The sequence below is a fragment of the Mesorhizobium sp. AA22 genome (genome assembly GCF_001672375.2).
Taxonomy (GTDB): domain Bacteria; phylum Pseudomonadota; class Alphaproteobacteria; order Rhizobiales; family Rhizobiaceae; genus Mesorhizobium; species Mesorhizobium wenxiniae.
In genome coordinates this window covers 6,087,389-6,111,544 of sequence record NZ_CP048406.1, presented here as the reverse complement: position 1 = coordinate 6,111,544, position 24,156 = coordinate 6,087,389, and the positions used below count along the sequence as shown (strand labels likewise).

The 24,156-nt window shown below is 58.2% G+C and carries 16 protein-coding genes and 8 pseudogenes; 20 read left to right on the top strand and 4 right to left on the bottom strand.

Annotated features, from left to right (window positions below; all coding sequences use genetic code 11):
• Positions 1-201: 201 nt before the first annotated feature.
• Positions 202-494: pseudogene (locus A9K68_RS32085) on the bottom strand (transposase); the annotation flags it as partial.
• 557 nt (positions 495-1,051) lie between these two features.
• Between A9K68_RS32085 and A9K68_RS28995 the strand changes: the two are divergent.
• The gene (locus tag A9K68_RS28995; RefSeq protein WP_065012182.1) at positions 1,052-1,918 is read left to right on the top strand and encodes a radical SAM/SPASM domain-containing protein; all 867 of its coding nucleotides are present in this window, start codon (positions 1,052-1,054) and stop codon (positions 1,916-1,918) included.
• A gap of 111 nt (positions 1,919-2,029) precedes the next feature.
• On the opposite strand, the gene A9K68_RS32080 is transcribed toward A9K68_RS28995, so the two are convergent.
• Complete coding sequence (locus tag A9K68_RS32080; protein WP_245430176.1) at positions 2,030-2,185, bottom strand: GDP-mannose 4,6-dehydratase; 156 nt, start codon at positions 2,183-2,185, stop codon at positions 2,030-2,032.
• A gap of 760 nt (positions 2,186-2,945) precedes the next feature.
• Here A9K68_RS32080 and A9K68_RS28985 point away from each other — a divergent pair.
• The 11 genes and pseudogenes from A9K68_RS28985 (at position 2,946) to A9K68_RS28940 (ending at position 13,864) form a co-directional block, all read left to right on the top strand.
• Positions 2,946-3,107 carry a hypothetical protein gene (locus A9K68_RS28985; protein ID WP_156768581.1) on the top strand — a complete coding sequence of 54 codons (162 nt, stop codon included), beginning with the start codon at positions 2,946-2,948 and terminating at the stop codon, positions 3,105-3,107.
• Positions 3,108-3,195: 88 nt separating this feature from the next.
• Positions 3,196-4,440, top strand: coding sequence for a SidA/IucD/PvdA family monooxygenase (locus A9K68_RS28980; protein ID WP_245430177.1), 1,245 nt, complete (start codon positions 3,196-3,198; stop codon positions 4,438-4,440).
• Between the two features lie 765 nt (positions 4,441-5,205).
• Positions 5,206-5,983 (top strand): annotated as a pseudogene (locus tag A9K68_RS32550) (phytanoyl-CoA dioxygenase family protein).
• A gap of 446 nt (positions 5,984-6,429) precedes the next feature.
• Complete coding sequence (locus tag A9K68_RS28970; protein ID WP_245430178.1) at positions 6,430-7,692, top strand: class I tRNA ligase family protein; 1,263 nt, start codon at positions 6,430-6,432, stop codon at positions 7,690-7,692.
• 1,170 nt (positions 7,693-8,862) lie between these two features.
• A complete protein-coding gene (locus A9K68_RS28965) occupies positions 8,863-9,063 on the top strand; it encodes a hypothetical protein (RefSeq protein WP_065012180.1) in 201 nt (66 codons plus the stop codon).
• A gap of 603 nt (positions 9,064-9,666) precedes the next feature.
• A complete protein-coding gene (locus tag A9K68_RS28960) occupies positions 9,667-10,821 on the top strand; it encodes a TlpA disulfide reductase family protein (protein ID WP_065012183.1) in 1,155 nt (384 codons plus the stop codon).
• Positions 10,822-11,182: 361 nt separating this feature from the next.
• A pseudogene (locus A9K68_RS32075) lies at positions 11,183-11,631 on the top strand (DUF269 domain-containing protein).
• Between the two features lie 25 nt (positions 11,632-11,656).
• Complete coding sequence (locus tag A9K68_RS28955; RefSeq protein ID WP_065012179.1) at positions 11,657-11,860, top strand: CCE_0567 family metalloprotein; 204 nt, start codon at positions 11,657-11,659, stop codon at positions 11,858-11,860.
• Positions 11,857-12,174, top strand: coding sequence for a ferredoxin III, nif-specific (gene fdxB, locus A9K68_RS28950; RefSeq protein ID WP_065012178.1), 318 nt, complete (start codon positions 11,857-11,859; stop codon positions 12,172-12,174). Before A9K68_RS28955 ends, fdxB begins: the two co-directional genes overlap by 4 nt.
• Positions 12,175-12,221: 47 nt before the next feature.
• Positions 12,222-12,428, top strand: a complete 207-nt coding sequence (locus tag A9K68_RS28945; RefSeq protein ID WP_348640731.1) for an exopolysaccharide production repressor protein — start codon at positions 12,222-12,224, stop codon at positions 12,426-12,428.
• Between the two features lie 423 nt (positions 12,429-12,851).
• A pseudogene (locus tag A9K68_RS28940) lies at positions 12,852-13,864 on the top strand (1-aminocyclopropane-1-carboxylate deaminase).
• A 56-nt stretch (positions 13,865-13,920) separates the two neighbouring features.
• Here the strand turns inward: A9K68_RS28940 and A9K68_RS28935 are convergent.
• Complete coding sequence (locus A9K68_RS28935; RefSeq protein WP_156768207.1) at positions 13,921-14,082, bottom strand: hypothetical protein; 162 nt, start codon at positions 14,080-14,082, stop codon at positions 13,921-13,923.
• 702 nt (positions 14,083-14,784) lie between these two features.
• Here A9K68_RS28935 and A9K68_RS28930 point away from each other — a divergent pair.
• The 5 genes and pseudogenes from A9K68_RS28930 to A9K68_RS28910 all read left to right on the top strand — a co-directional run.
• Entirely contained in the window at positions 14,785-15,531 is a 747-nt protein-coding gene (locus tag A9K68_RS28930; protein WP_065006794.1) for a LuxR family transcriptional regulator, read from the top strand.
• Positions 15,532-15,822: 291 nt separating this feature from the next.
• Positions 15,823-16,585, top strand: a protein-coding gene (locus tag A9K68_RS28925; protein ID WP_246811259.1) for an IS5 family transposase whose coding sequence is annotated in 2 segments (ribosomal slippage) — positions 15,823-16,163 and positions 16,162-16,585 — 765 coding nt in all. Because the reading frame shifts where the segments join, the coding sequence is not laid out codon by codon here.
• Between the two features lie 445 nt (positions 16,586-17,030).
• On the top strand, positions 17,031-18,287 hold the full coding sequence (gene ectB, locus A9K68_RS28920) for a diaminobutyrate--2-oxoglutarate transaminase (RefSeq protein WP_065006790.1): 1,257 nt from the start codon (positions 17,031-17,033) through the stop codon (positions 18,285-18,287).
• Positions 18,280-19,119, top strand: coding sequence for a hypothetical protein (locus A9K68_RS28915; protein ID WP_065006791.1), 840 nt, complete (start codon positions 18,280-18,282; stop codon positions 19,117-19,119). Before ectB ends, A9K68_RS28915 begins: the two co-directional genes overlap by 8 nt.
• Before the next feature lie 206 nt (positions 19,120-19,325).
• Positions 19,326-19,493, top strand: a pseudogene (locus A9K68_RS28910) (IS110 family transposase); the annotation flags it as partial.
• Between the two features lie 688 nt (positions 19,494-20,181).
• Here A9K68_RS28910 and A9K68_RS28905 read toward each other — a convergent pair.
• Positions 20,182-21,471, bottom strand: coding sequence for an acetyl-CoA carboxylase biotin carboxylase subunit family protein (locus tag A9K68_RS28905; RefSeq protein WP_163603091.1), 1,290 nt, complete (start codon positions 21,469-21,471; stop codon positions 20,182-20,184).
• 318 nt (positions 21,472-21,789) lie between these two features.
• On the opposite strand from A9K68_RS28905, the pseudogene A9K68_RS32070 reads away from it, so the two are divergent.
• The 3 pseudogenes from A9K68_RS32070 to A9K68_RS32370 form a co-directional block, all read left to right on the top strand.
• Positions 21,790-22,051 (top strand): annotated as a pseudogene (locus tag A9K68_RS32070) (transposase); the annotation flags it as partial.
• Positions 22,052-22,135: 84 nt separating this feature from the next.
• Positions 22,136-23,009, top strand: a pseudogene (locus A9K68_RS28900) (IS630 family transposase).
• Positions 23,010-23,080: 71 nt separating this feature from the next.
• Positions 23,081-23,547 (top strand): annotated as a pseudogene (locus tag A9K68_RS32370) (transposase); the annotation flags it as partial.
• Positions 23,548-24,156 lie beyond the last annotated feature (609 nt).

The following is a 24,156-nucleotide window of genomic DNA, read 5'->3' as shown; positions in this document are numbered from 1 at the left end:
TCTGGGCAATACAGCACGTGGTTTGCCGAAGCATTCACAGCACTACACGCGACTTTGCCAGGCTCTCGTCCCGGCGACGCGGACCCTCAGGAGAGCCGTTCGGCTCGCACAAATCCTCATCTCCTATGCCATCACTGGCAGCCTTGCTGAACGGAATTCGGTAGCTTCCACCGACATGCGATGGAGCACGATGCCCAACTAGCGGGCAAGGGCCACCTTGGCGCGCTCCATGCGCCCGACGTTTCGCCACGGAGAGCGCCCAGTCTTTCAGGCTCGAGAAGCGGGTTGCCCGCTTTGAGCATGATGTGCGCCGCTTCAAAGCGCCCGGTTCGCACCATGGTATCGCCGACCTTGCTACACCACCGTCTCGATCGGTTTCACCGGATTGATATTTTGGGCGTAAGCCCGAAGTAGGCTCCGACCGTATTGGATTTTCCAAAGCGCATCCGGTCGTCCACCGCCGCGCGATAGGTCAGTGCGACCAAGGCGCCGACGCGCCAGGTGTGCGCTATCAGCGCGCAATCTTCAGCGGTCGGAGAGGTCAGTCGTGGAAAGTTTGAGGCGCGCATCCTGGAACCAACGGCAGGGCATGTCCAAAAGCTGACAGCGACAAAAAAACATGTCTGGTCCAAAAAAACCGGCCGCCTTGGGCGAGAGGTTTCTCGAAGCCTACTCATGCAGTTGCTGCGGCTAACCGCGCTGGCACGGCCTTTGCTGGAGATGCGGCACCATTGAGTGGGGGCTGACCGCATGAGAACGCGCGAGACGATTGATGGTCTGCTACGCCATCTCGGCGGCGCGCCCGCTCAACGGTCACTGCTACACCTTTGGCAATGGCTGACGCGCGACATTGCGGTTGCGCCGCGCTGCCGCGCCGATGTGCCCAAAGTTCGTTGATAGTTCGCTCGGCAGATTGAGGAAGCCGGCCGTTGACTGCTGCCCAGTCGGAGATGGCTGGGTTCATTCGGAACGTATTGACCGTCGGTGTCATGAAGCCAAAGACACTATGCTGGACGTTATGCATGACCAGACGAGTGGGAGTCAGTAGCAAATGATTTTACCGGAACTGCGCTCTGCTATCCCAGCCGGCAGAGTTTTGGAGATAACGACGACCACAGGATGCATCGTGGGATGTTCATATTGTCCGCAGGACAAGTTCGCTGACCGGCAAAGAAAAGTATCTGATACGAAGTATCTTAGTCTTGGAGATTTCAAGCGCTGTCTGGCGCGCGTACCAACCTCCGTCGACATTAGTTTTGCCGGGTATTCTGAGCCATGGCTCAATCCGGATTGCACCGAAATGGTCGAGCACGCTTCCGCCAAAGGCCATGGCATCAGGATTTTCACGACACTTGTGGGAATGAAGGGGCGGGATCTACAACGCTTGCAGGCGCTGCGGTTGGGGGTATTCGTGGTTCATGTTTTTGATGATGGCGCCCACATGAATAGCCGCCTTGTTGGAGACAAGTATCGCGATTTTGTTGGGCAACTCGTCGACGCCGACATCCCATCAATTCGATTCGTGGTTTTGGGCGAGGCCCATCCCGATATCGCCGACATTATCCCTGCCGAAGCCCTAGTTCGCGCGCGACCGGTGAGCAGCAGGGGTGGAAGCGTAGATCCTAAGATTGTAGAACCACGGCAGCCAGTCGTCGGAGGGCTGATATGCGTGGACGAACGACAGTATCGGAATGTTCTCCTTCCAAACGGCGAGGTTACTCTCTGCTCCATGGATTTCGAGCGGCGTCACGTACTGGGCAACCTTCTATGCGACGAATACGGCGATCTCTTTAAAAGCGCAGTCTTTTGCGAAATCGTCGATCGCATGAACGGAGCGGATGGTTTTCTGCTCTGTAGGATGTGTGAATTTGCCGATCCAAACGACCGGGTGCTGACTGGGTGCCGGCCGACCGCCTGAGAGAGGCGGGCCGGCGAATGCTGCTTTGGACTGCAAATGCCCGGCGAAATCACTGCGTTTTTCGAGTCACGCGAGCGTGATCCCGTACGCGCGGGAGTCGGCCTCGATCATTTACGAGGCGAGCTCATCGAAAGTAGTCGTCGGCTTCCAATCGAGCTTGATGGCCGCCTTGAAGGCATCACCGATCAGCAGGTCAACCTCGAATGGCCCGAAACAACGTTTGTCTATTTGGATCAGCGCCTGGTTATTCCGGCGTTCGCGGCCCAACTCGTCAACACCTGCGCGCCTTCCCAGAATATCTCCTTCCCGACCCGCCTGGAGGCAGCCTCGACAAGGCTGCGGACCGAATGCGTCTCACTGGTCGCGAGCACCGTCAGGCTCGTGGTGCTGCAGGATGGGGCACGGCCTCGACATAGCTGTGTGACCGTCTTTAGCTGGATTCTGCGTCTCAAAATCCGGATCTCGCCTCCATCTTCCGCAAGACGGGAGAGACCTCCTGCGGCCCCCCGGCTTCCGAAGGCGTCTTTTCAGATTTCCGCCGCGAGGAGTGGCAAGAGCCTTTTTCCGCGCCACAGTCTATGAACCTGGGTTGCTGGCCGTCCTAAGAGAAAATTCCGATGCGGAGCTGCCCTATTAGCTACCGGCTCCTGGCAAGAGGACGGCGACGCGGCAAATCGGCCACCGGCGCAAGGTTTCCCCTCATTGTCGGATACCCGACAGGATCACAAACCTGCTAACCGTTGTTTCATGAAATTTTCCTTCTGGCACGTTTGATGCAGAGGATCTTCCGAACACATCAGCGGATGCCCTCCTATGAGCAGGCTCAGGGAAAAATGCTGTCGCCGCATGCGAGATCGCGCCCTCGCTGACAGCCAAGTCGGTCAAAGGTCGGCGCATCATGGTGGAGGCGGGCGACTTCGCCCGATTAAAACACGGAATAAGATTGGAAAGCATCTCGCTGACTGATACGCGATCATCTGCGCGACCGCAGATACTTCGGTCCCGTCCACGCTCACAAGTCGTGGACATGAGTGTCGATCTCATCACTTGGACGGGATCCATGGGCTTCACACCCGACCATACGAAAGCGGGGACAAAATCTAGCAAATCCAGCGGCACCGAAGTCGAGAATGCCCACATGGAGACTGAAGCCGATGGCCAGAGCCGATATTTCTTCAACATCGCCTAATTGGGAAGCACCTAGAGGAGCAAGACAAGTGGAGCTCTCTTGCATTGGAGTGGGAGCTGGGCCGTCTAATTTGAGCCTTGCGTGCCAGATGCACGAGCAAATTGGGCAAGGGGCACTGTTCTTGGATCGGCAAGTCGACTTCCGCTGGCACCCAGGCAGCGCATTCGATTCCTCGGAGCTCCAGGTCAGCCACTTCAAGGATTTGGTCACGCTGGTCAACCCGCGATCAGCCTACACTTTCGTGAACTACCTGCATGAGAACGGGCGTCTGTACCACTTCCTGAATGCACAGTTCGAAGCCGTGCTCAGAGCTGAGTTCGAGCAATACCTGAACTGGGCCTTCTACAGGAACCCGCTTGTCCGCGGCGGCGAGACGGTGCGCGAAATCCGCTTTGACGGCGAGTTTCGGGTGCGCACCGATAAGGCGGTTCTCGCCGCCAGAAACGTCGTGGTCGGCATTGGCAAGCAGGCGCATATTCCGCCGCAGTTTCAGGGCTGGACTGGACGCAATCTGTTCCACTCATCTGAATTGCTGCACATTCATCCTGAGGTGCACAAAAAGCATGTCTGCGTGGTCGGCGGGGGACAGTCCGGAGCCGAGGTGGTTTTGCACCTTGTTGGTCTGCCAAGAGAACGGCGACCTGCCTCGATCACTTGGGCCTCGCTACGCGAAAACTACCTGCCCATCGACAACAGCCCGTTCACAAACGAGTTGTTCATGCCCTGCTTTTCGGATCGTTTCGCGGCAATGAGCGAGTCGCAGCGCAAGCTGTTCCTGCGGCGATTCGTGCTTGCTTCGGACGGCATTTCGGAAAGCACGTTGCGCGCGATCTATCAGGCGCTATACCGCCACGCGTTTCTAGAGCCAAACCGATGCGATATCAAACTGCGGCCGGGCTGCACTGTCTCGCACTGCATCAACGCCGGCGCGGGCCACAGACTCACCCTGCAGCACGGCATGGAGGAGGTTGAAGAAGTCACGGCCGACATCGTCATCCTGGCCACCGGTTACGAGAACGCGGTGCCAGGCTTCTTGGAACCGATGGCGGACCGGCTGGAAAAGATCGACAATGAATTGGCTATTCGCGAAGATTTTTCGGTGCGCTGGCACGGACCGCGTGACAGACGCATCTTCGTACAGAACGCGAGCCTCGGGCAGCGCGGGCTGGCTGATCCGAATCTAAGCCTGCTGGCCTGGCGAGCGCGTCGCATCCTCGACAGCCTTCTGGGGCGCGCGCCGCGCGCCAACCCTGAGCATCCCGGCTTCATCAGCCCTACCTCCGTCGAAAGCTGGTCCGACCCCATCGCAGAAGAAATGGGCAGCGGGATATGACCCGCCGACTACTGATCATCGGCGGTAGCATCCAGGGAACGATTTCGGCCTTCGCCGCAGCGAAAGCCGGAGCCTTCTCCGAAATCATTGCGACTGAACGACCCATTGGACTCAGCGGCGCATCTAACAATTCCGCGGGCGTGCATTTCCCCTTCGGTCGTAAAGACCCTAGCAGGTCGCTCACTCGAAACTTCGGAGTGGCCTTGGTGGCCATTGCTGGGTCGGCGCTCAGCGGAGGGTTCCCACACGTAGCGGTGCGTGTCGTGGCTGGGCCGGATGAGATAAGTGATCGGGGCCAGTTTAAGGACCCGGGGAATCCGGGTCAGCCTAGGATATGCAATCAATCGAGGAATTTATGCGGAGAATGCCCGCTTTTGGAGCATCGGTGGAGCTCATGTCCCGGATGTGCCCGCCCTGATCGCCCAGCCCGAATGGGAGCGTGTCGCAGAAATTCGCGTGGCGCACGGCTTGCGCTGCGTCAGGCTGCGCGAAAGGTCGCCCTACCGAGCAGCCGCATCATCACTAGCATGCCCGGCCGTGACTACCGTGCAGACGTACCGGCTCCACATATCGTTACGAGCCTCGACGATCTCTCCAGTGAGGAGGGACAACAAAGCCCTGCAACACACCCGGAGCGGAACGCACTTAGCACCGCCGTCCTAATATGCTTGGAGTACCGTCTGCGTCGACCCATAACCTGATCAGCGCCCGACTGCCCTAACCGGAATGTTCGACCAACCAGTCTTACCAACAGGAGGCTTTCGCATGTTGACTGATGCGCAAAGAGAAAAGTGGCAGAAAGACGGATATGTCAGGCTCGAAAGGTTCTTCGATCCCGCGGCTGTGGAACGTATTTCAAGCTTTGTTGAAGACGTATCACGCTGGGGTGTTAGCGATGATAAATGGCTCATGTGGTTCGAGAAGACGACGGATAATCGAAAGATCTCTAAGGCTGAGACTTTTCTCGACTTCCATGATCCATTGCGTCGTCTGCTCCTCGACGATCAGCGCATAAGGTCTGCGGTCGAGGAGCTGCTTGACGAAGGGTCGCGCAGGCTCAAGGAGTTGCTGATTTTCCACTAATCCCGACAGCGGCGGCTATCGCCCGCATCAGGACATTTATCACATTCCACAGAGACTCCCCGACCGGATGGTCCATGGGGTCGTTGCGATAGGCATCGACGACTCCGACCCGGGCAACGGCGGGCTTTTCTTCAGCCCCGGCAACCACAAGAAGGGGATATTTCCCATGGATGCTGGCGGGGTGATTGATCCTGAGATCGCCGACACATTCTCCTGGGAACCCGTAGTATGGAGGGCTGGCGACATCTTCATCTTCGACGATTACGCACCGCATTACTCACAGCCCAACAAAAGCAATCGTTCGCGGCGGACGCTCTACTTGGTGTTCCAGCGTGCTTCAACCGGTGGACCGACCCGCGCTGAATATAACGTGCTAAAGCGCGCCCTTAATCCGCCAGAGGGCAAAGTGGCCGACCTCGACAATCTCAAGCCGCCAAACGGCATTTTCTATCGCGATTGAGCTCACGCAGCCAGGCGAGGCATGCACACGAAACTGATCCACCACTCAGAAAATGCGGAGAGTATGGCGTTCTGATTTGTGTGCTACTGGAGCATCGCCGCAGCCCCGTTAAGACGCTTCGGCACGTCGATCATGGAAGTGGTCACCGGGCGGTCTTCTCTGAAGCCCAAAGCCCTACTGGGGCGCCCGTCTTCGCCCGCCTGGGGCCAGAGCCGGATTATTCTGGCGGGGCCGCCAACGGGGGCCGGGCTGCCGCCTCTCTTCGTAACTTGCAGCCACTACGCGGACGAGATTAGAGCCACGCTTGCACTTCTCGACTGTGAGGTCCACAGCTTCCTGCCCACGTTGGGGGGTGACGCTTATGCAGAGTTTCAAGCCGCGTGTTTCCGTAGTCTTCTGAGCAGCACGGCGGTAGATCTGCGCCAGAGCCCCGCGCTCTTCGATCGGTGACAGGCGACTACCTTTACGAACCGGATGTAAGCGGCCTCTGCCCCGATTGCGGCGGCTCCGCTGGTGGCAACATCTGCGAGGAATGCGGCGCGCCGAACCTATGCCACGACCTGGGGGCAGTCCGGTCGCGGCACTCGGCCGAGGCGCCGGTGGTCGGCTCCGTGCGCCGTCCCGAACTTGCGCTGGAACGGTGCTACGTCAATATCGACCGGCATTTAAGGGCGTCGGGCGCCCCCGTTCGGGTCATGGATCTCTTCGCACGTCTGCGCCAATGTGGCGACTTTTCCGTGCCCATTACCCACCCCTCGGACTGGGGCCTGCCGGCCGAAGGGGTCCCTGGGCAGGTGATCTGGATTTGGCCGGAGATGGCTTTCGGATTCCTTTATAACATCCAGGCGCTAGCTCGCTTGCTTGGGCGCGACTGGAATGCGGCGATGCCCAGCAATGATTGGCAGATTGTCCATTTCTTCGGCTTCGACAATTCCTTCTACCACGCGCTACTCTACCCCGCTTTTTATGCCGAGGTGTTCTCTCATTGGACGCCGCGCATCCGCTATCATGTGAACGAGTTCTACCTGCTCGACGGCCAGAAGTTCTCGACCAGCCGGGGCCATGCGGTCTGGGGCAAGGAGGTTCTTGACCCGAAGACAGTCGACATCGTGCGTCTTCATTTGGGCCTGACACGCCCGGAAGGTGAGCGGACGAACTTCACGCTGGAGGCGCTACATCGCACCGAGAAAGAGATATTCCGAGGGGTCTGGCTGAGTTGGCTGGAAGGGCTGGACCAGGAAATCAAGCAGGACTTTGGTGGCCGTGTGCCCGACGCAGGCGACTGGGCTCCGGCCGACCGCGCCTTCCTTGCTCGGATAGAGATCCATCGAGCGGCGATGGAACGCGCCTATTCGGACGATGGCTTCTCGGTCCGGCGTGCGGCCGCACAGGCATGCAATTTCGTGCGCGATTGCGTGATCTACCGACAGTCGCAAGACTATGCAGCGGCGCGACGTCTTTATCCCGCCCGCACCCGGACTTCGCTCGCGCTTCAAGCCACGGCCGCTGCGATCCTGGCGCAGACACTCGCACCGCTAATGCCTCGATTTGCCAGCACGCTGGCGCGAGGCATCGATGGCCTCTCAACTGAAACATGGCCCACGTCTGTCCGGCGCCTTGCGCCGGGGACGATCTTTGATCTCGGACCTATGCTAGGGTTCTACGACAGATCCGACAATTCTATTCTCAATCACCAGGAATCGATATAAGATACTGGCATCCGGGTGGTAGAACTATGTCTACGAGGCTAGCAAACCACGATACGCGGCGGCGGCCGCCGCGCTTCTGGACAGTTTTGGCCTCGGCGACAAGGTTCACGCCCGCTCTGGTTGATGACTGGGGCGAGGCATGGCTTTTCGGAAACGTCGGAAATCCATGGTGCGTTCCGGTTGAGCCTGATCCCTGTGTCGTGGTCGGCCTCCATGCGTCCGAGATCCGTTGCCGGTTCAAGGAACGGAAAGTCAGCTACGTGAGCGATGAGATGCGAGGGCAGCTCGCGCGGGAACCAATCATAGAGATTTATGCCCGGGCGAGAATTGCTTGCTTTGCAGCTGAAGCTTGAACCGGAGGCTCTATGAGACCGCAAACCGGACAAGCTGATTCAGCGGACTGGCTCGACGCCTGGGCGGCAACTGAGACAGGCGCGTTGGACGGAGACGCAGGCCCTGCGCAGCGCGAGCCGCTAGGTTCAACGAGATCACCCGGCGGATGGAGCTAAGCTCTCCACAAACGCGACCGTCTTCCGCATGAGGAAAGCAGTTGATCGCTCCCCCCGCAAGGGAAACTCCGGCTGAAGGTGGCTGCGGAAATTCGCAGATCATTCGACGCCTTTTGAATCGCTGCCATCAAACCGGCTCATTGCATGTCCGACCACCGGCCCCTGCGTCATGCGAGCCGCGCACTTTTCGATTCCTAATCACAATGGTCGGGAGCTAGAAAGCTCAGCTTTGCAAGCATTTCTGCGAAGGCAGTGTTTCATGAATAGGATTGGCTTTGACTTAGCGCAGCACCATTTCAGGGAAGGCATACTCCAGTGTGGCCTCGCCACGTCCAGTTTCGTAGGCGCGTCCTAAGCCGGTCCTCCCAACCAAAGCGAACTCGCAAGCCAGCCTACGCCCGACCAATGCTCGATCCTCAATTGCCTGGATCGGCCCCGAGGCGGTTGGCCCGATGGATAATGCGCCAGGCGTCTCCTGGGTCAAGGGACGTGATGGGCATCAGATTGCGCAACGACCAGGCTGTGATTGGCCCTTCAATTGCGGGTTGCTGTCGATCCCGGTGTCGGGTTGTCATCGCGGGGCATGGCCGTTTCCGAGTCGAATGCCGCCCGTGGTAGGCAGTGATGCGGTGCCGATGGGCAGAAGCGATAAGCCAGACACATGCTGATCCAGGCCTCCGAAAGATTTACGTCGTGCCCCGCGTTCGGCGCGATTTCACGTTCCGTATGGGGCCGGATCCACGACCTCCTCGACGGCACAGCAGTGAAAGCAGGCCTGGGCCGCATCATCATCATCATCATCGGGCCTACTCTTCGCGGCGACGGCGGCATCCGCTTCGCCCACGAGCGGAGCAGATGCTAAGCCTCGCACGCGGTGGCGGACCTGCAATGCTTCCTAGGTCTGTGGCGAAAATCGGATCGCGAATGCTGGTTCTGCGTCTAGCGAAACAGCATACGCGGTATCCGGCTCGCACCCGATGCGCTGGGCTTATCAACTCGGGTCTAGGAGAAAAGATTAGCCATGAGCCAGAGGAGGCATCGCTGCACGCGGGAACCCAGTCGTCCGCGAGCTATCGAGGGCGCCGAAGTGGTGTTGCTCGATGAGCAGGTATGCCAATCTCACTGCAGGCAAGACGGCCAAGCTCTTCGCTGTCGTAAGCGACTGACGATGAGTGATGCGTGTCTAAAACTCGACAGCGGCAGAAAACATGTCGGGTTCAAGACAACCGGCCGTGTTGGTGCCCGCGGACCTTTTTCCCAACTTAACTGCACTTAATGCGGGGCTAGACGCGCTGGCACGGCCTTTGCTGGTTGTCATTCGGCAATAGCGGGTGAGGGCTGACCGCATGCGAATGGGCAAGACGAGTGACGTCGTCTCCATGACCGGTGTGTCGCTTGTTTGAGAGAAGAACCAGCACGCGCATAAATGCCAGGAAAGGTGTTGGGAATAGCTTTGGAGAACAACATGGTGTTGCGTATGGAGTCCCCGGCTCCTCCGATCAAAGTGGACGACTGGCTGCGTGGCGAGCCCCTCGCCAACTTTCAGCCCGGCAAGGTGTACCTTGTTGAATTCTGGGCGACTTGGTGCGGACCCTGTGTGGCTGCCATTCCGCCTATGGTGGAACTGAAAGAGAAGTATGAAGACATCGAATTTGAGGTCGTCGGAGTCGCAGGTAGTGAACTGGCTGCAACCGCGGACGAGGCGCGGACCAACTTGGATGCGTGGCTGACCGAGAGATTCCCGAATCTGAATTATCGGATCGCGTTCGACTACACAGGCGAAATGAAAAGACTTTCGATGGAAGCCAGTTCTTCTGTCGGGATTCCCACCTCGTTCGTGGTCGACCGTGACGGCCACATCGCTTTCATCGGACATCCGTCGGAACTCGATGACGTTTTACCGAAAGTTCTCAACGGCAGCTGGCGCAGCAGCGATGGAGCGAAAGCCGCCGATACAGGGCGGATCGCTAGCAACCAACGCAGGGCGCGCGAACTGTCGCTGACCAGGCCGATATACGCCAAACTTCAGCCGGCCACACAGGCTGAGGATTGGAGGGCCGCACTCTCGGCCGTCGAGGAAGGTCTCGCCTTGATGCCCGATTATGTCGGGTTCCGGGAAACTCATGCGGATCTACTGCTCCACAAGCTACGCGACATGCGGACCGGCTTGCCGGCTATGCGCCAGTTACTTGAAGACGCGATCGACAAGAAGTTCGAGGCCGTGTCCTGGATGGTCATGGCCCTGAAGCAACTCTTCGATCCAGCGAAGGACAACTCCCATCTTCCCCCTGCTGAGCGCTTCGCGATGGGCAAAGAGCTGTCCGAACAGATCTTGATACTGAGTCCCCCACAAAGTGACGGCCCCCTTAAATTCATTTGGTACGTTCCGCTCGCTCAGTACTATTTTGAGTGTGGCAACAAGGTGCGCGCCATCGAGTTGATCGAGGTCGCACTGAAATCGCTGGATTTTCCGGAGCCAATGCCGGACCACATCAAACAGTACTACCTTACCCCATTGCTCCAAGCCATGGCCAACTACACGGGTGAGAACGCCTGCTATGCGGATCTTTGCGTGGTTCCGCAAAACAAGGCTCCTGAAGATCAAGGCGCAATCCCATGATGAGCAAAGATGGCAAAGGGATCACATGTGGAATGGAACCCCTGGTCAATTCGCCAGTTTGCTGCGGCGTGCCCACTGTTACTATGTCCATGCAGCACAGGGCGGATCGTTTGCTGCAGGTCAAGGCTCGAGCCTTAGTGACCTCCAATTGGCTCGCCGCGGGCGCGATGTTGGAGGCGATTTTGTCCCATGGTGGAAGACGTCACAGTCCTAGACTTTCTCAAGGTCGGCCAAAGGGTCGGCACTTACCTGGAATCGGCCAGGCCAAGCCGGACGTCGGCTGCGCAAGCGGAGCCCGAAGTCGCCGTACCCGAAAGCAGAAATCGTCTTTCGATGACGAGCAGAAATTGAGGAAAACGAAATGGCTCACGCAGCGCTTGGCCCTGTTGTCAACGAGGACCAGGCGTTCCCTTGGCCACCCGTTCGTTGAAGGCCTTGTGCGGCTGGTTCGTGCTTACGAGTCCAACGGGGCCTGCGAAGGCAAATCGGACGAGCTGCTGGCCGACTTCATCATCACGAAGGACCTGCGCCGAAACCGATCATTGGCGATCCGGATCCGAACGGGCTGTGGAGGCTCGACATATTCTACATGCAGTGGGGCTTGCGATTGAGGAGCGGTCCGGCGTGATGGCATCGCCAACACAGAGATGACACCAATGTGGCCACGGGCGAGTGCTTTTCACGGTGTAGTTGGTCGTTCTGTCGAGACGTCCACCGTTTCGGCTTCGAGACTTTCCGGAAACTCGCAGATTCGGCACGAAACTGGTCGATGATGCGACTGCAGCTATAGCCGACGTGGCGCGGGCGTGAAGAAACCGATTTTCGAGCGAGGATCATGTCAAACCTGGATGAGATGGTGACGAAAGTCCGAAAGCTGCAGCTGCGCGCGGCAATTGCTAAAACGAACTTGCGCGACCTTGCTGAGGGTCTCCCGGTCAAATGGACTGACATAGAGGAGGTCGCCGAGAAAACGCACGCGGTTTATGCCGAGTTGGATGGTGCCAGGAGAGAGCTCGCCAAAATGAAGAGTTTGGGATGAGGAGCACATTCATCAGCCGCGACGGCTCCATATGGGTGCCGGAATATCTGACCGTTATAGAAGGCAAGATCTGTATCGGCTGCGGCCGCTGTTTCAAGGTCTGCTCGCGCGAGGTCATGCATCTTTACGGCGTAGATGACGCGGGTGAAATCCTCGGCGCCTGCGACGGCGGTGACGACGACTTCGATGGTGAGCTCAATCGCATGATCATGGTCGTCGACCATGCCGGCCGATGCATTGGTTGCGGAGCCTGCGGGCGCGTCTGCCCTAAGAACTGCCAGACCCATGTCGCGGCCGACCAGATCGCAGCATGAGCAGCATGACTTGACGAGACAAAACCAGGAGAACGAAGTTGCCCTTCATGATTTTTTGTCGGCTCTTAGGTCTGGTCCTTTGCGGCAACGCAATGATTGTTTACTTAGCTTCGCATTCGATCCCTCTAGCAGTCGTCACGACGCTGGCCTGCTCGCTGCTGCTCCAGGTGGTCTATTTCGGCAGCGTGCTCCTTTTGACCTGGCGGTCCAGCTGTGCTTGTCGAGCAGGTGAAAGGGGCGGAGCATTTCGGTAGGGCAGGGAAGTTCGATAGCAGCCAAGATCTTCATGAGGTGACCAGTGAATGATGTGCCTCAGCTATTCGGATGGGCGGGTGTTTATCGCCGCTCCGCTGTGGCGAATTGAGAAGTTCAGAACTTAGATTCGCGCCACTTCGGATCACCTGGAGATCGAACTGACCGTTCAAGAATTGGCGCGCTTGAAGCGGGCAAAGGCGCATCTTTGACCCTCCAATGGCGGGAGGCAACCGTTCGAGTTGCCTAGCAGATAGGCGATGTCGCAGCACGCCGGCATGCGGATTACTTCGTCTCGATCGAACGAGACGCTGGCCAACGATGATGAGGCTCTTCTGCACCGCCTCAGATGCCGCTGTCTTGAACCAACACGCTCATGACTGAGGCCGGAGCTGGATTCAGCTTAACATTTTGCTGGAGAAAACATGCTGGAAAGGTTTGAACGTTATCCCCTCACCTTTGGACGAACGCCCACCGAGAAACTCGACCGCCTCGGCAGGCATCTGGGAGGAAAGGTCGAAATCTACGCCAAACGCGAGGACTGCAACTCAGGTCTCGCGTTCGGTGGAAACAAGCTGCGCAAGCTCGAATACATCGTTCCCGATGCGATCGCGTCGGATGCCGATACGCTCGTCACCATCGGCGGCGTGCAGTCCAACCACACGCGGATGGTCGCCGCCGTTGCCGCCAAGATCGGCATGAAATGTCTCCTGGTTCAGGAGAGCTGGGTTCCACATGACGATGCCGTCTACGACCGGGTCGGCAACATTCTCTTGAGCCGCATCTTGGGAGCGGAGGTGCGCCTGGTCGACGAGGGCTTTGACATCGGCATCCGCCATAGTTGGGAAAAAGCCCTTAATGAGGTCAAGGCAGGGGGCGGCAGGCCCTATGGGATACCTGCCGGTGCATCTGTCCACAAATACGGCGGCCTTGGTTATGTGGGGTTTGCGGAGGAAGTGCGTGCCCAGGAGGAACAGCTAGGCTTTGCCTTCGACTATATTGTCGTTTGCACTGTCACCGGTTCCACGCACGCCGGCATGCTCGTCGGATTCGCCGCGGACGGTCGACAGCGCAACGTGATCGGTATCGATGCCTCTGCTACCCCGGCCAAGACCAAGGGGCAGGTGCTAAGCATTGCCCGACATACAGCGACCCTCGTAGAGCTCGGATCGGAACTTGTCGAGGATGACGTGGTGCTGCTCGAAACTACGCGTACCCGCGGTATGGCATTCCATCCGAGGAAACCAAGGAGGCGATCTGTCTGTGTGCGCGGCTTGAGGGTATGATTACCGATCCCGTCTATGAGAGCAAATCGATGCAAGCGATGATCGACCTGGTCCAGAAAGGCTTCTTTCCAGAGGGGTCGAGGGTCCTCTACGCCCATCTGGGTGGCGCGCCGGCGATCAACGGTTATGGCTACACCTTTCGCAATGGCTGACGCGTGACAGCTCGCGTTGCGCCGCCCTGCCGTGCAGGACGCGCCCAAAACGTCGGTCAGCGCGAGCCGGAAAGGCCGCGGTCAATTTCGCGGACGTCGATGATCTGGTGAATAACGTCAGCACCGTTCGCGCAGAGGGCGCGCGAGCCCCAATTCCTTCCGGTGGGGTTGTCCGTATCGAAAGACACGATGCCGGCCAGTTCGTGCACCGCTGCCATTCTGCGACCACAGGAAGGGAATCCAATCCGTCGGAGCAGATGACGAGCTTGAGCGGGGAAGGCCGCGGTCGGAGATATCTCTGCGCTAAAACTCCGAAGGCCAACCACTCGTGCCAGGGTGAGGCAGGGTACGGTCAGAAAGGGCTCCGGCCGCCTGGAAAGCACCTCGCTTTTCAGTCTGCGCTTACCTCGATTCGCTTGGCGAAATGTGAGTCACGGCGGCAGGGGAGGGCGCGGCGCCTGCCCCACATCTAAATGACCGCCGACTTTCCCGCAGTCGTTGGCGAAATCGCCGCCAGAAGCCCAAATTGGGACAGTCGGGCCGGCCTGACTCCGCCCGCCGACAGGCGGACAGTTCGCCGATCGTCCCCGCTGTCGCCACCGCGGGCTTGTCGGAAAGCGCTCACTGCCCACGCGCCGGCCTGACGACTAGGCGACGCATCGAGGTTCCGTTTGGCGCACAGGCAAGGGTCACGTCCACGCGCTTCCAGCCAGTATCAGCATCGGATTGCCTGCTATCGGATTGTACACTCTGCGACACAGTGCTCTCGGTTAGTCTCCTAGGCACCCCAGTCGACTGATATCGGAAGAAAACCAAGCTGGCACGACTCTTGAAGGTCCATCTTCAGCCGACGGAAGGAGCTGACTCAGCTTCGCCAAGCTGGAGCAAACTCTGCGCCGATGATGACTGAAGGAGAGATCATGGAACTCCCGCGGATTGCGGTCGAGTTAGGCCTATTCCTCGACACGACCGCTAACATCGCTGAATCCGAACAGCTGTTCGAACTGTTGTCTGAGTTTGCGCAGAATTTCGATTGCCCGTGGATCGCCTATGGTCCGCTTGCAGCAGACCAAATGGTTTTGGAGCCGGGCCGGCGGGATACGGCGATTATGTGGAACTACCCTGATGAATGGCAGGAGCGCTATTCGAAAATGGATTATGCCAGAATAGACCCGATCATCAAGAAAGGTCGAAAGAAGGTGGGGGCATTTCGATGGAGCGAGGCGTATACTGATGAAAGCACAACTGAAAACGAACGCCGCGTCCTAGATGAAGCGGCGACGTTCGGCTTGCGGTCAGGTGTCACCGTTCCGTTGCATGGCCCGGGTGACAGCTTTGCCTTTATGAGTTTTGCTCAATCCTCAGACTGCGAATTTCAAGATAGAACCATCACTCACCTACAAATTGCCGCCATACAGTTTCACCTGAGGGTCGCGAAACTCAGTAATGAGGTGGCACCCAGGCAAGCTCATAACCTTTCTCCTAAAGAAATAGAGTGCCTTTTGTGGGCGGCTAGAGGAAAATCTTCGAGTGAGATAGGAACGATCGTAGGAAGATCAAGAAATACCATAGATTTCCATTTAAAGAACGTAATGCGGAAGTTGGATACGACCAGCAGAACGGTGGCTGCGATAAAGGCTTTGAAACTGGGGATCATCGAACCATAACAAGGAACACGTCCGTAATGTCGGTGCGCCGCTTGGTCCCGCCGTTGAGTGGCTCGAGCGAGTACCTGTCGCGGAACCGCCTTGGGGCTGACGCCGATCATAACGCCACCGAGACGATCCCGCCATCTCGGGGAAACCTTACAAGCATGGCCAGTCGGCCTTGATCGGCCACTCGAGAACGACCTCACCTTGCCGTCGGTCTCTTCGCACAATCTTGAGCTAGGGTCAGGACCTATTAATCCGGTTGAATTGATGGTGAGCGGCTGATTCATTGTTGGCGGAGGTGCCACGATGGATGATTTGCTGATGTTATCGCCGGAGCAGATGCGGCGGATCGAGCCGTACTTCCCGCTGTCGCACGGCGTGCCTCGGGTAGATGATCGGCGGGTGCTCAGCGGGATCCTGTTCGTCATCCGCAATGGGTTGCGCTGGCGAGATGCTCCGGCCGGTTACGGGCCGCACAAAACGATCTACAACCGATTCATCCGCTGGAGCCGGATGGGCGTGTTCAACCGCATCCTGGCCGAACTGGCGGCTCGGGCCGGTGACCCGGACCAGTTGATGATCGATGCTACACACCTGAAGGCACATCGCACCGCCGCCAGCCTGCTCAAAAAGGGGCTCTACCCGATGTATTGGACGCAGCCGAGGCGGCCTGACCAGCAAGCTACAGGTGGTCTGCGATGGCAAAGGTCGTCCACTGCTGCTGTACCTGACCGAAGGCCAGGCCAACGACCACAAAGCTGCCGCCGCGCTACTCGAGCACCTGCCGCCAGCCCGCCACCTGCTCGCCGACCGTGCCTATAGCTCGATCGGCTTCCGCGATGCCCTCGTCCAGCGCGGCATCACTCCGTGCATTCCGCCCCATGCAAAGCACCGCATCAAGCATAACTACGATCCGGTTCTCTACCGCCAACGCCACAAGATCGAGAACACCTTCGCCCGCCTCAAGGACTGGCGACGAATCCATACCCGATACGACCGCTGCGCTCACACCTTCCTGTCCGCTATCGCTTTCGCCGCCACATTCATCTTCTGGATCAATGAGTCCTGACCCTAGCTTGACTTGCAACAGCGCCGAGGGTGCCACACACTCGCCGCCGCCCATAGCACTCTATTGAGGGCGCGCTCGCGAGCGGCTTCGCCATCGCCGAGCTACATACCTGTGGTGACGTGACGCTGTCGATCGCACTAAGCGTCTGACTGACCACAGAAACCTTTTTTAAGCAGAGCGGATGCGTCAACTACCAGGGACCGTAGTATCGGTGCTTACGCAGAGCCTCTAAAAACGATCTCGTTTCAGTGATCCAGCGAGGCGTCGGCATGCAAAGCAACGCAACAACGGGCCACATTTCGATGAGGGCATCGCCATCTCCCGCGAAACTGCCGATCCAACGGAAGTTCTGTCCGGCCATTCTGATCTTCCATAAGCTTTACGGCCAACCAGAAGCGCTTTCATAGCTCTCCTCGTTTAACGACACACGTGCAGAGGACCAAAAATGAACACCGACGCTTTCACGGCGCATGAATCTAACGTTCGTCGCTATTGCCGGGCGTTTCCCACCGTCTTTACGAAGGCCGTTGGGGCGACGATCTGGGACGAGACGGGTAAGCCCTTTATAGATTTCTTGGTGGGTTCCGGCGCACTCAACTACGGACATAACAATCCGCATATTCTGGCACCAGCAATTGAATATCTCGTCGGTGAGAACATTCTTCTGTCCCTCGATATGTATACGGCGGCAAAGCGTGACTTCATTGAAGCGTTTGTCGAGTGTATCCTGAAGCCCAGAGGCCTTTTTTACAAGATACAGTTTCCTGGGCCGACCGGCACGAACGCAAATGAAGCGGCGTTGGCGCTGGCGCGAAAATATACCGGCCGCTCGAGTGTCATGGCCTTCACAAATTCGTACCATGGCATGTCGCTCGGCTCCTTGGCGGTGTCGGGTTCAGCGTCAACCAGACAGCTTGGCGGCGTTGCTCGCCACGATGTGATCCGTGTCCCTTACGAGAACTATCCGAACCAAACTTTCGATTCCGCGAGTTACATTGATCACGTGTTGGGCGACCCAGGCAGCGGGATAGAAAAGCCGGCCGCAATCATCTTGGAGCCCATCCAGGCAGAAGGCGGCATGAACACCGCATCCGCAGCTTGGCTCACAGAAATTCAGCGCATTTGCCGTAAGCACGGCGTTGTTTTCATCGTCGACGACATTCAGGCAGGTGCGGGACGAACGGGTGATTTCTTCTCGTTCGAGTTCGCGAAAATCGAGCCCGACATCGTGTGTCTTTCGAAATCGCTAAGCGGTTCAGGTAATCCGTTGTCCATAGTTCTGATTCGTCCCGACATGGACATATGGAATCCGGGAGAACATAGCGGGACCTTCAGAGGCAATAATCTGGCCTTCGTGACGTCCACGGCTATGTGCACAATGTGGTCCGATAGGCAGTTTACTACAGCCGTCGAGCGGACGGCGGTCAAACTGCAAACCCACCTTGATCGCCTCGTTGCGAAATTCCCCAAGTGCATCAAACAAAAGCGCGGCCGTGGTCTGATGGCCGGCCTCAAGTGCCGTTCACAGGCCGTTGTTGGCCGTGTGCACGATGTCGCGTTCGAAAACGGCCTGCTGATCGAATCCTCGGGGCCAAATCGCGACGTCATCAAAGTCCTTCCGCCGATTACCATCTCAGATGACGAGCTCGATCATGGCATCGCCATCCTCAATCAGGCACTACAGGAGCAAGACAATGCCTAACCAGGTATCTGAACAGCCAGCCATCTCCCCTCTTGTTATTAGAGAACGGACCGGCTCGATCAGCACTAAGGAGATCATCTCGGTCCTCAAAGGCGAGATCACCGCGCTCCACGTCAAGCAAGCTTTCAGCACCGAACTAGCCGAGGAGATCACCGCTAACTTTGTTGGCAATCCCGGTCTCAAGGAGCGTAAAGATGGCGTCCCCGGACAGTATGTTGGAGCATCGCACTATAGGAAGGATGCAGCCACATATTTCGCGGAGGCGGAAACTGCGAGGCCATACGTCGACGCGCTCTTTGGCAATTTAGTTGATCCAGTCCGCGGATTGTTCAACGCGTTGAAGCGCGAGCTGCACGACCAGGGCATTGAATTGCGGCCGGCCCGTTCGGAACACGGCCAGGCTAATATTTGTCGCGCTCTCAGCTGGTCTGGCAATGGCACATTTTCGTTGGAGCCCCACGACGATGTCGCTCAAGTCCTATGTGCCGGGAACGATTACGAGCTTTCTGCGGTGGCGCACAACACCGTCGCAGCACTCAACTTTTATCCCAGCATGCCTGAGGAAGGTGGAAACTTGAGGCTCTGGAGTCACAAGCCGACAGTCGCGGATCGAAAGTCGCAGGGTGTGGAAACCATGGGTTATCCTTACTCGGCAGCCTACCTCAAGGCCGTTCCTAGTCGCGAAATCCAGCTCAAGGCTGGGGATATCGCCCTACTTGATGGCGGTTTCGTTCATGGGGTCACCGGTCAATCGGCCAACGGGAAGCGTCGCGTGCTGCTGAACTGCTTTTTCGGATTTGCGCGGCCGGATCTTGTTCTCTGGTGGACATGAAGGCGGGTGCGGCAGCGACCCACCGATTTGCGCCGCGCCGGCAAGTGAAGGCATTTTACTCCGTCATAGCGGGGAGGCCCTTCAGCCACAGACCCCTCCAATGGCCTGAGCGTGCGCCTGACCTGATGTGGTGGAACGGCCTCCGCTTCCGGCATCGCAATGTGCCAAAGTGTGGCTGTCGAAAGTCACATGAGGGAGAGCCGTCCATGGAGAAGATTGCCACAATTGGTCTGGATATCGCCAACCAGGTGTTTCAGGTCCACGGGGTCAATGGCGCTGATGCTGTCGTTGTCCGTCGCAAGCTTCGCCGCGATGATGTCGCTTGGTTCTTCAAAGCACTGCCGCCGGGCCTAATCGGCATCGATTGCGCGACGGTGCAAAGCCTGGTCACGTAAAGGAGGTTCGCTTTTATTTGGAGGAAGAACTCCAAACGTGAGATCTGAGTGCGGCTCTCGAAGCAGTTTCGTTGCTAGTCTTGATGATCTCCCAGTGATCAGTGATCAGTCAGCCGATGAGTAGCGGCTGTCCTCTTGGCGCCGGCCGGCGAAGACACTTCGCGATCCGCCGAAGGCGAGATTGGTGGTGATGATAACAGAGGTGCGCTCGCAATCACGTGATCAGCTGGGACAGCTGCTGCCCGCAGGCCTGCGCGAAAAAGCAATAGCCGAGTTCGCGGGAACGAGGAAGTTGAGGCGGATGGGGCAGTCACCAGGTTTGCCGGTTCAACGCCGTCGATCAGGAAGGCATCGCGCTGGTCAGCGACCAAGGGGCCGCTGGCTAACTCGCGGACAGCGCATCATTGACAGTTCAGGTCGTCATGCTCGTTGGCCAGCGGTAGCTTGGCCATGGTGAGCTGGATTTAATCGAGCGCACTTGGTTCTCAGGGACTTCGGCCGTCAATAGCCAGCCGACGACCGCCGCCTAGGCCCCAGATGAAGCTCAAACTCTGGCGTCGAGCTGCCATCGAGCTGGCCATTGGCTCGCCGCAACAGCACCATGTCATGCCTGAGCCAAAATCAGCCTGACCGGGTTCCTTCCGGCCGGTTTTGGCGCGATCATCCGTTAACTGGCGTCAACTGCCCTGGTGCGGAGAGGTGAGGGGGCGGCAGATTGCTTCTGTTCGCCGAGGGTTGGAAAGGGTGTGATCGACCAACCGATTAAGTCCACGGCACACTGCAGTATCGCCTCGGTCTCAGCGTGGCTGGGTGAGGCGGCGATGACATGTCCCATGGTGTCTCGGAAATCGCCTTTCCTGACGATCGGCGTCTTGGGTTCAACATACAACTTGACGTCGGCGACACCTGGTATGGCAACCGCCAGACTGTCGCCCTCGATCCAGTCGAGGACGCCGTCGCCCTCAGGAACCAGGAACCGCGCGGCCGCAGTCTGCGAATGCCTTCTGCGCAAATCCCATTCCTCGCCGATCACAAGCTTGAGGTGCTCGGCAATTAGATCGATGCCGTATGCCAGCTGAATCAGCCGAGGAGTGGTCCAACCCGGAAGACGCGGATTGACTTCGATGACTACAAGGCCACGCTCTGTCCACCGGAATTCAATGTTTGCTGGTCCCCAGGCAAGGTTGAGAGCGCTCAAACAGCTCAGTGAAACATCGGCAAGGCGTTTATGCTCGTCATCAGTCAGCAGGGCTGGAAAGATGCTACCACGAACGACGAAAAGGGGTGGGCAGTCGAAGTCAGCGGCACCTACTGCAATGACCTCATTTCCCATTGTGTCAGCGCTATACTGGGGGCCTTGAGCGAATTCTTCGATCAGTATCCTCGACGAAGACCCCAATGTAGTCTCCCCAGCCAGCAGATAGGCTGTATGTTCGGCCAACTCGTCGACGTTGCGACACAATCGGACACCGCAGCTGCCGCTGCCGACGGCTGGCTTAACAATCACCGGTAGGCCGATCTCCGCAGCAGCGCTTTCTACCTCCGTGGCATCCGATGCCAGGCGATAAGCAGGCATTGGAATGCCGGCCGCCGCGAGGAGTTGACGTTGAGTGAACTTGTCGCAGCATTGTTCAATGGATGCCGGGTTAGGTCCTGGCAGATCGAAATGCCGGCAGAGCTTGCCAACTGTCGCATAGATCGACTCGTCGAGGCCCGAAAAGCCAGTAATGCCAGCAATGTCGTAGGTTGCACGTAGCCGGGAACATTCGCGGATCAGCGCATTGAGATCGTCTGTATCGACACGGATAGCCTCAAGGCTTTCCGCCGCAAGATAGTCGTACTGAGCTGGATCGGCCGAGAGCGTAATTGGATGAACCCCAAGACGCTGGGCTGCTTTTATGTATAGCAGACCAATACTCCTGTGACCTTCGAGCAGGATGAGCGCTCTTCTTGCCAATGGCCATGACTCCGACGTTGCGTGATGTGCGCGGTTCCAGCGTAAACGGCATCGGCCTCATTCGTGTTCGACCTCAGACGTTGCGGTGAAGGTAGCATTCTCGGTGATCCGCGCTCGCAAAGATTCTGTAAAGTTTTTTTGAACGATCTGTTACCACGTAGCTATCAGCCGCCGGATAGCACGGAACATCTCGACGAACGTCAAAGGGATGCGATGTCCAAGAGACACTATTTTGACCTTTAAGAGTTTGAGCTAATCTGCTCACGACGTCGTAGGGCAAGCGAATCCGCATCACCGATTCCCTGAAGGAACGTTACCGTAGCCAAGGCTGAAAGTAAGACCGCATGGGCGCGGTGAAAGAAATTCTGCTTTAGAACCGGGATGGGCTGTATGAAGTCATCCGTGTTGTGATGCCGGAGGTTCTCGGGGCCGAGATGGAGGAGCGTTGGGCCCTTCGAAGGGTAAGCTGACATCAGAGCGGCTCGGCTACCGCTCGGGATACTATGGCGCACCTTTGTCACCCATGTCGGGCAAGCTGGAGCTGCGGGTTCCGGCCGGTAAGTGGCGTTTCTCCACGGAGAAATTGAGCGTTACTAGTGTTTCCACCTAACAGAAGAGTCCGACTTGGTATTTCCGTTTGGCGGCGTGTGTGCGAGTCTGCCGGATTCGCACAGGAATTTCGCTTTGTTTGTCGATTGATCGCCAGCGCCTGCCTGCGGTGGTCAGGTATCGCAACGCGCCGCAGAAGCACCTCTGGCGGGCCGAAATCATTCTGTTGAGCAGCGACGACGTGGCACCGTCGAGTTCATGCGGCAAACCGGCAAGTCCAAGACCTGCGTGTGGCGCTGGCAGGAGCGCTTCGCCGCGAAAGGCTTCGAGGGACTGTTGCGCACGAAGACGCGCCCCTCGCGCATTGCCCCACTCGGACCTGAAGTCGCCGAACGCATGGTGGCACTGACGTTGCAGGACCCGCCCGGCGAAACGACGCACTGGACCGTCGACATGATGGCGCAAGCAGCCGACATCAGCGCCAGCGCGGTCAGACGCATCTGGAAGGCGCACGGGCTGCAGCCGAAACCGCTGGCGGCAGTTCTAGCTCTCTAGCGATCCGCGGTCCGTCGACAAGCTGCGATCGGTCTTTGCGTTGGATCCGCCGGCGCACGGCATCGTGCTGTCGGTCGGCGAGAAGAGCCTGATCCAGGCGCTCGACCGCACTCAGCCCGGCCTGCCCATGAAGAAGGGTAGGCTCGGCACCATGACCCAGGACTACAAGCGCAACGGCACGACCACCCTGTTTGCCGCCCTCAACGTCCTCGACGGCACCGTCATCGCAGGAACATGCAGCGCCACCGCCATCAGGAGTTCATTCACTTTCTCAACACCGTCGATGCCTAGGTGCCGGCCGACAAGGCCGTTCACGTCATCCGCGACAACTACGCCGCCCCAGCACCCTAAGGTGCGTGCCTGGCTCGGCCAAACCCTTCACCTGGACCCCCTACCCCGACAAAATCATCGCCGCCGTCAAACGTGTGCACTAAGCGTTAGATTCAACCCAATAGCTTCGGAGCGCGCCCTCGGTGGCCATTATTGCGGAAGGGTATGTGCAAGGCTGTAGACCCGCAGGGTGAAGACGACAGGGAAGAGCTGTGGGGCCATGCCTTCTCAGCTTCGTCGATTTCGGCCATCAGCAAGCGCCTGGACAAGAGCCTGAAGGCCTTTACCCTGCGCCCGCTGCAAGAGCCGGTTGCGCACCTCATCCCGACGCCCCCGCTACGAGAAGGTACGCTGGTCAGCATCATCATGAGCCAGGCGGTGCTGATCGCCGTCGGCATCGACTGGACGCGAGGTGCCAGAACCTGGCCGTGGGTAGATGGCCAATCGCGAGAGGTGCTCGCCCTCGAAGGACTTCCTCGTCTCGCTGAACGCGCGCGGCCTTAGCGGGTATCGAACTGATCGTGTCCGACCACCATGCCGGCTTGTTCGCGGCGATCGGCGAAGTGATCCCGGAAGCTGCCTGGCAACACTGCTACGCACGTTCACTTCCTCAGAAAACGCCGGCAAGCGCTACATCATCTAACAGCGAGATGATTCAAATGATGCGGATGCGGCAGTGCGCTCTGCCTTCGATCCACCTCATTCGCCCAGGACGCAGTTCGAGACAATCGCCGCCCGGCAATTCTAGAGCTTGCAACGCAACCATTCGGCTTGGCTGCTACGGGCATGCGCTTTTTCGAGCCCTCTCGTTTCAACTCGGAGACCACGACCGCCGGCGGCCCGATGATCGGAGAACAAGGCTCCGCAAGACCAGCGGCTGCCGTTCCACCCCACGAAGCTTGGACCATTGGGGCACGTCTGGGCTCGGAACCTTGGAGAGCGCGCCGTTCGTTTCCACCATGTCGCTCCGCCCGTCTATAGTACCGTGATCGCTATCTTCTCCGGATCGAGCGCTCGATCGGCTGAGCGGGGAGCCCGGCCAAACGGACCCGAGATTCATCATCTCTCCGCAGGCGACCGCCGTCATTCGAGATCCCTGTTCAGCAGTGTCCGGGTGGAGACATCTGCGTTCGGAACCTGACATACTGAGGCGCAAGTCTTCTGCCGTTGCCGCGCGAAATACACCGTTTCGCGCCGCTTGCCCACCCACCTTTCGGTGGCACGTCGATTGCATTGAACCCGGTGAAGGAT

Bases quoted from the DNA above. Each gene is read 5' to 3' on its own strand.
- A9K68_RS28960 (WP_065012183.1), top strand. From the start codon at position 9,667: ATGGTGTTGCGTATGGAGTCCCCGGCTCCTCCGATCAAAGTGGACGAC.
- ectB (WP_065006790.1), top strand. From the start codon at position 17,031: ATGAACACCGACGCTTTCACGGCGCATGAATCTAACGTTCGTCGCTAT.
- A9K68_RS28995 (WP_065012182.1), top strand. From the start codon at position 1,052: ATGATTTTACCGGAACTGCGCTCTGCTATCCCAGCCGGCAGAGTTTTG.
- fdxB (WP_065012178.1), top strand. From the start codon at position 11,857: ATGAGGAGCACATTCATCAGCCGCGACGGCTCCATATGGGTGCCGGAA.
- A9K68_RS28935 (WP_156768207.1), bottom strand. From the start codon at position 14,082: ATGGCAGCGGTGCACGAACTGGCCGGCATCGTGTCTTTCGATACGGAC.
- A9K68_RS28965 (WP_065012180.1), top strand. From the start codon at position 8,863: ATGCTGATCCAGGCCTCCGAAAGATTTACGTCGTGCCCCGCGTTCGGC.
- A9K68_RS28980 (WP_245430177.1), top strand. From the start codon at position 3,196: ATGCACGAGCAAATTGGGCAAGGGGCACTGTTCTTGGATCGGCAAGTC.
- A9K68_RS28930 (WP_065006794.1), top strand. From the start codon at position 14,785: ATGGAACTCCCGCGGATTGCGGTCGAGTTAGGCCTATTCCTCGACACG.
- A9K68_RS28915 (WP_065006791.1), top strand. From the start codon at position 18,280: ATGCCTAACCAGGTATCTGAACAGCCAGCCATCTCCCCTCTTGTTATT.
- A9K68_RS28955 (WP_065012179.1), top strand. From the start codon at position 11,657: ATGTCAAACCTGGATGAGATGGTGACGAAAGTCCGAAAGCTGCAGCTG.
- A9K68_RS28945 (WP_348640731.1), top strand. From the start codon at position 12,222: ATGATTTTTTGTCGGCTCTTAGGTCTGGTCCTTTGCGGCAACGCAATG.
- A9K68_RS28985 (WP_156768581.1), top strand. From the start codon at position 2,946: ATGAGTGTCGATCTCATCACTTGGACGGGATCCATGGGCTTCACACCC.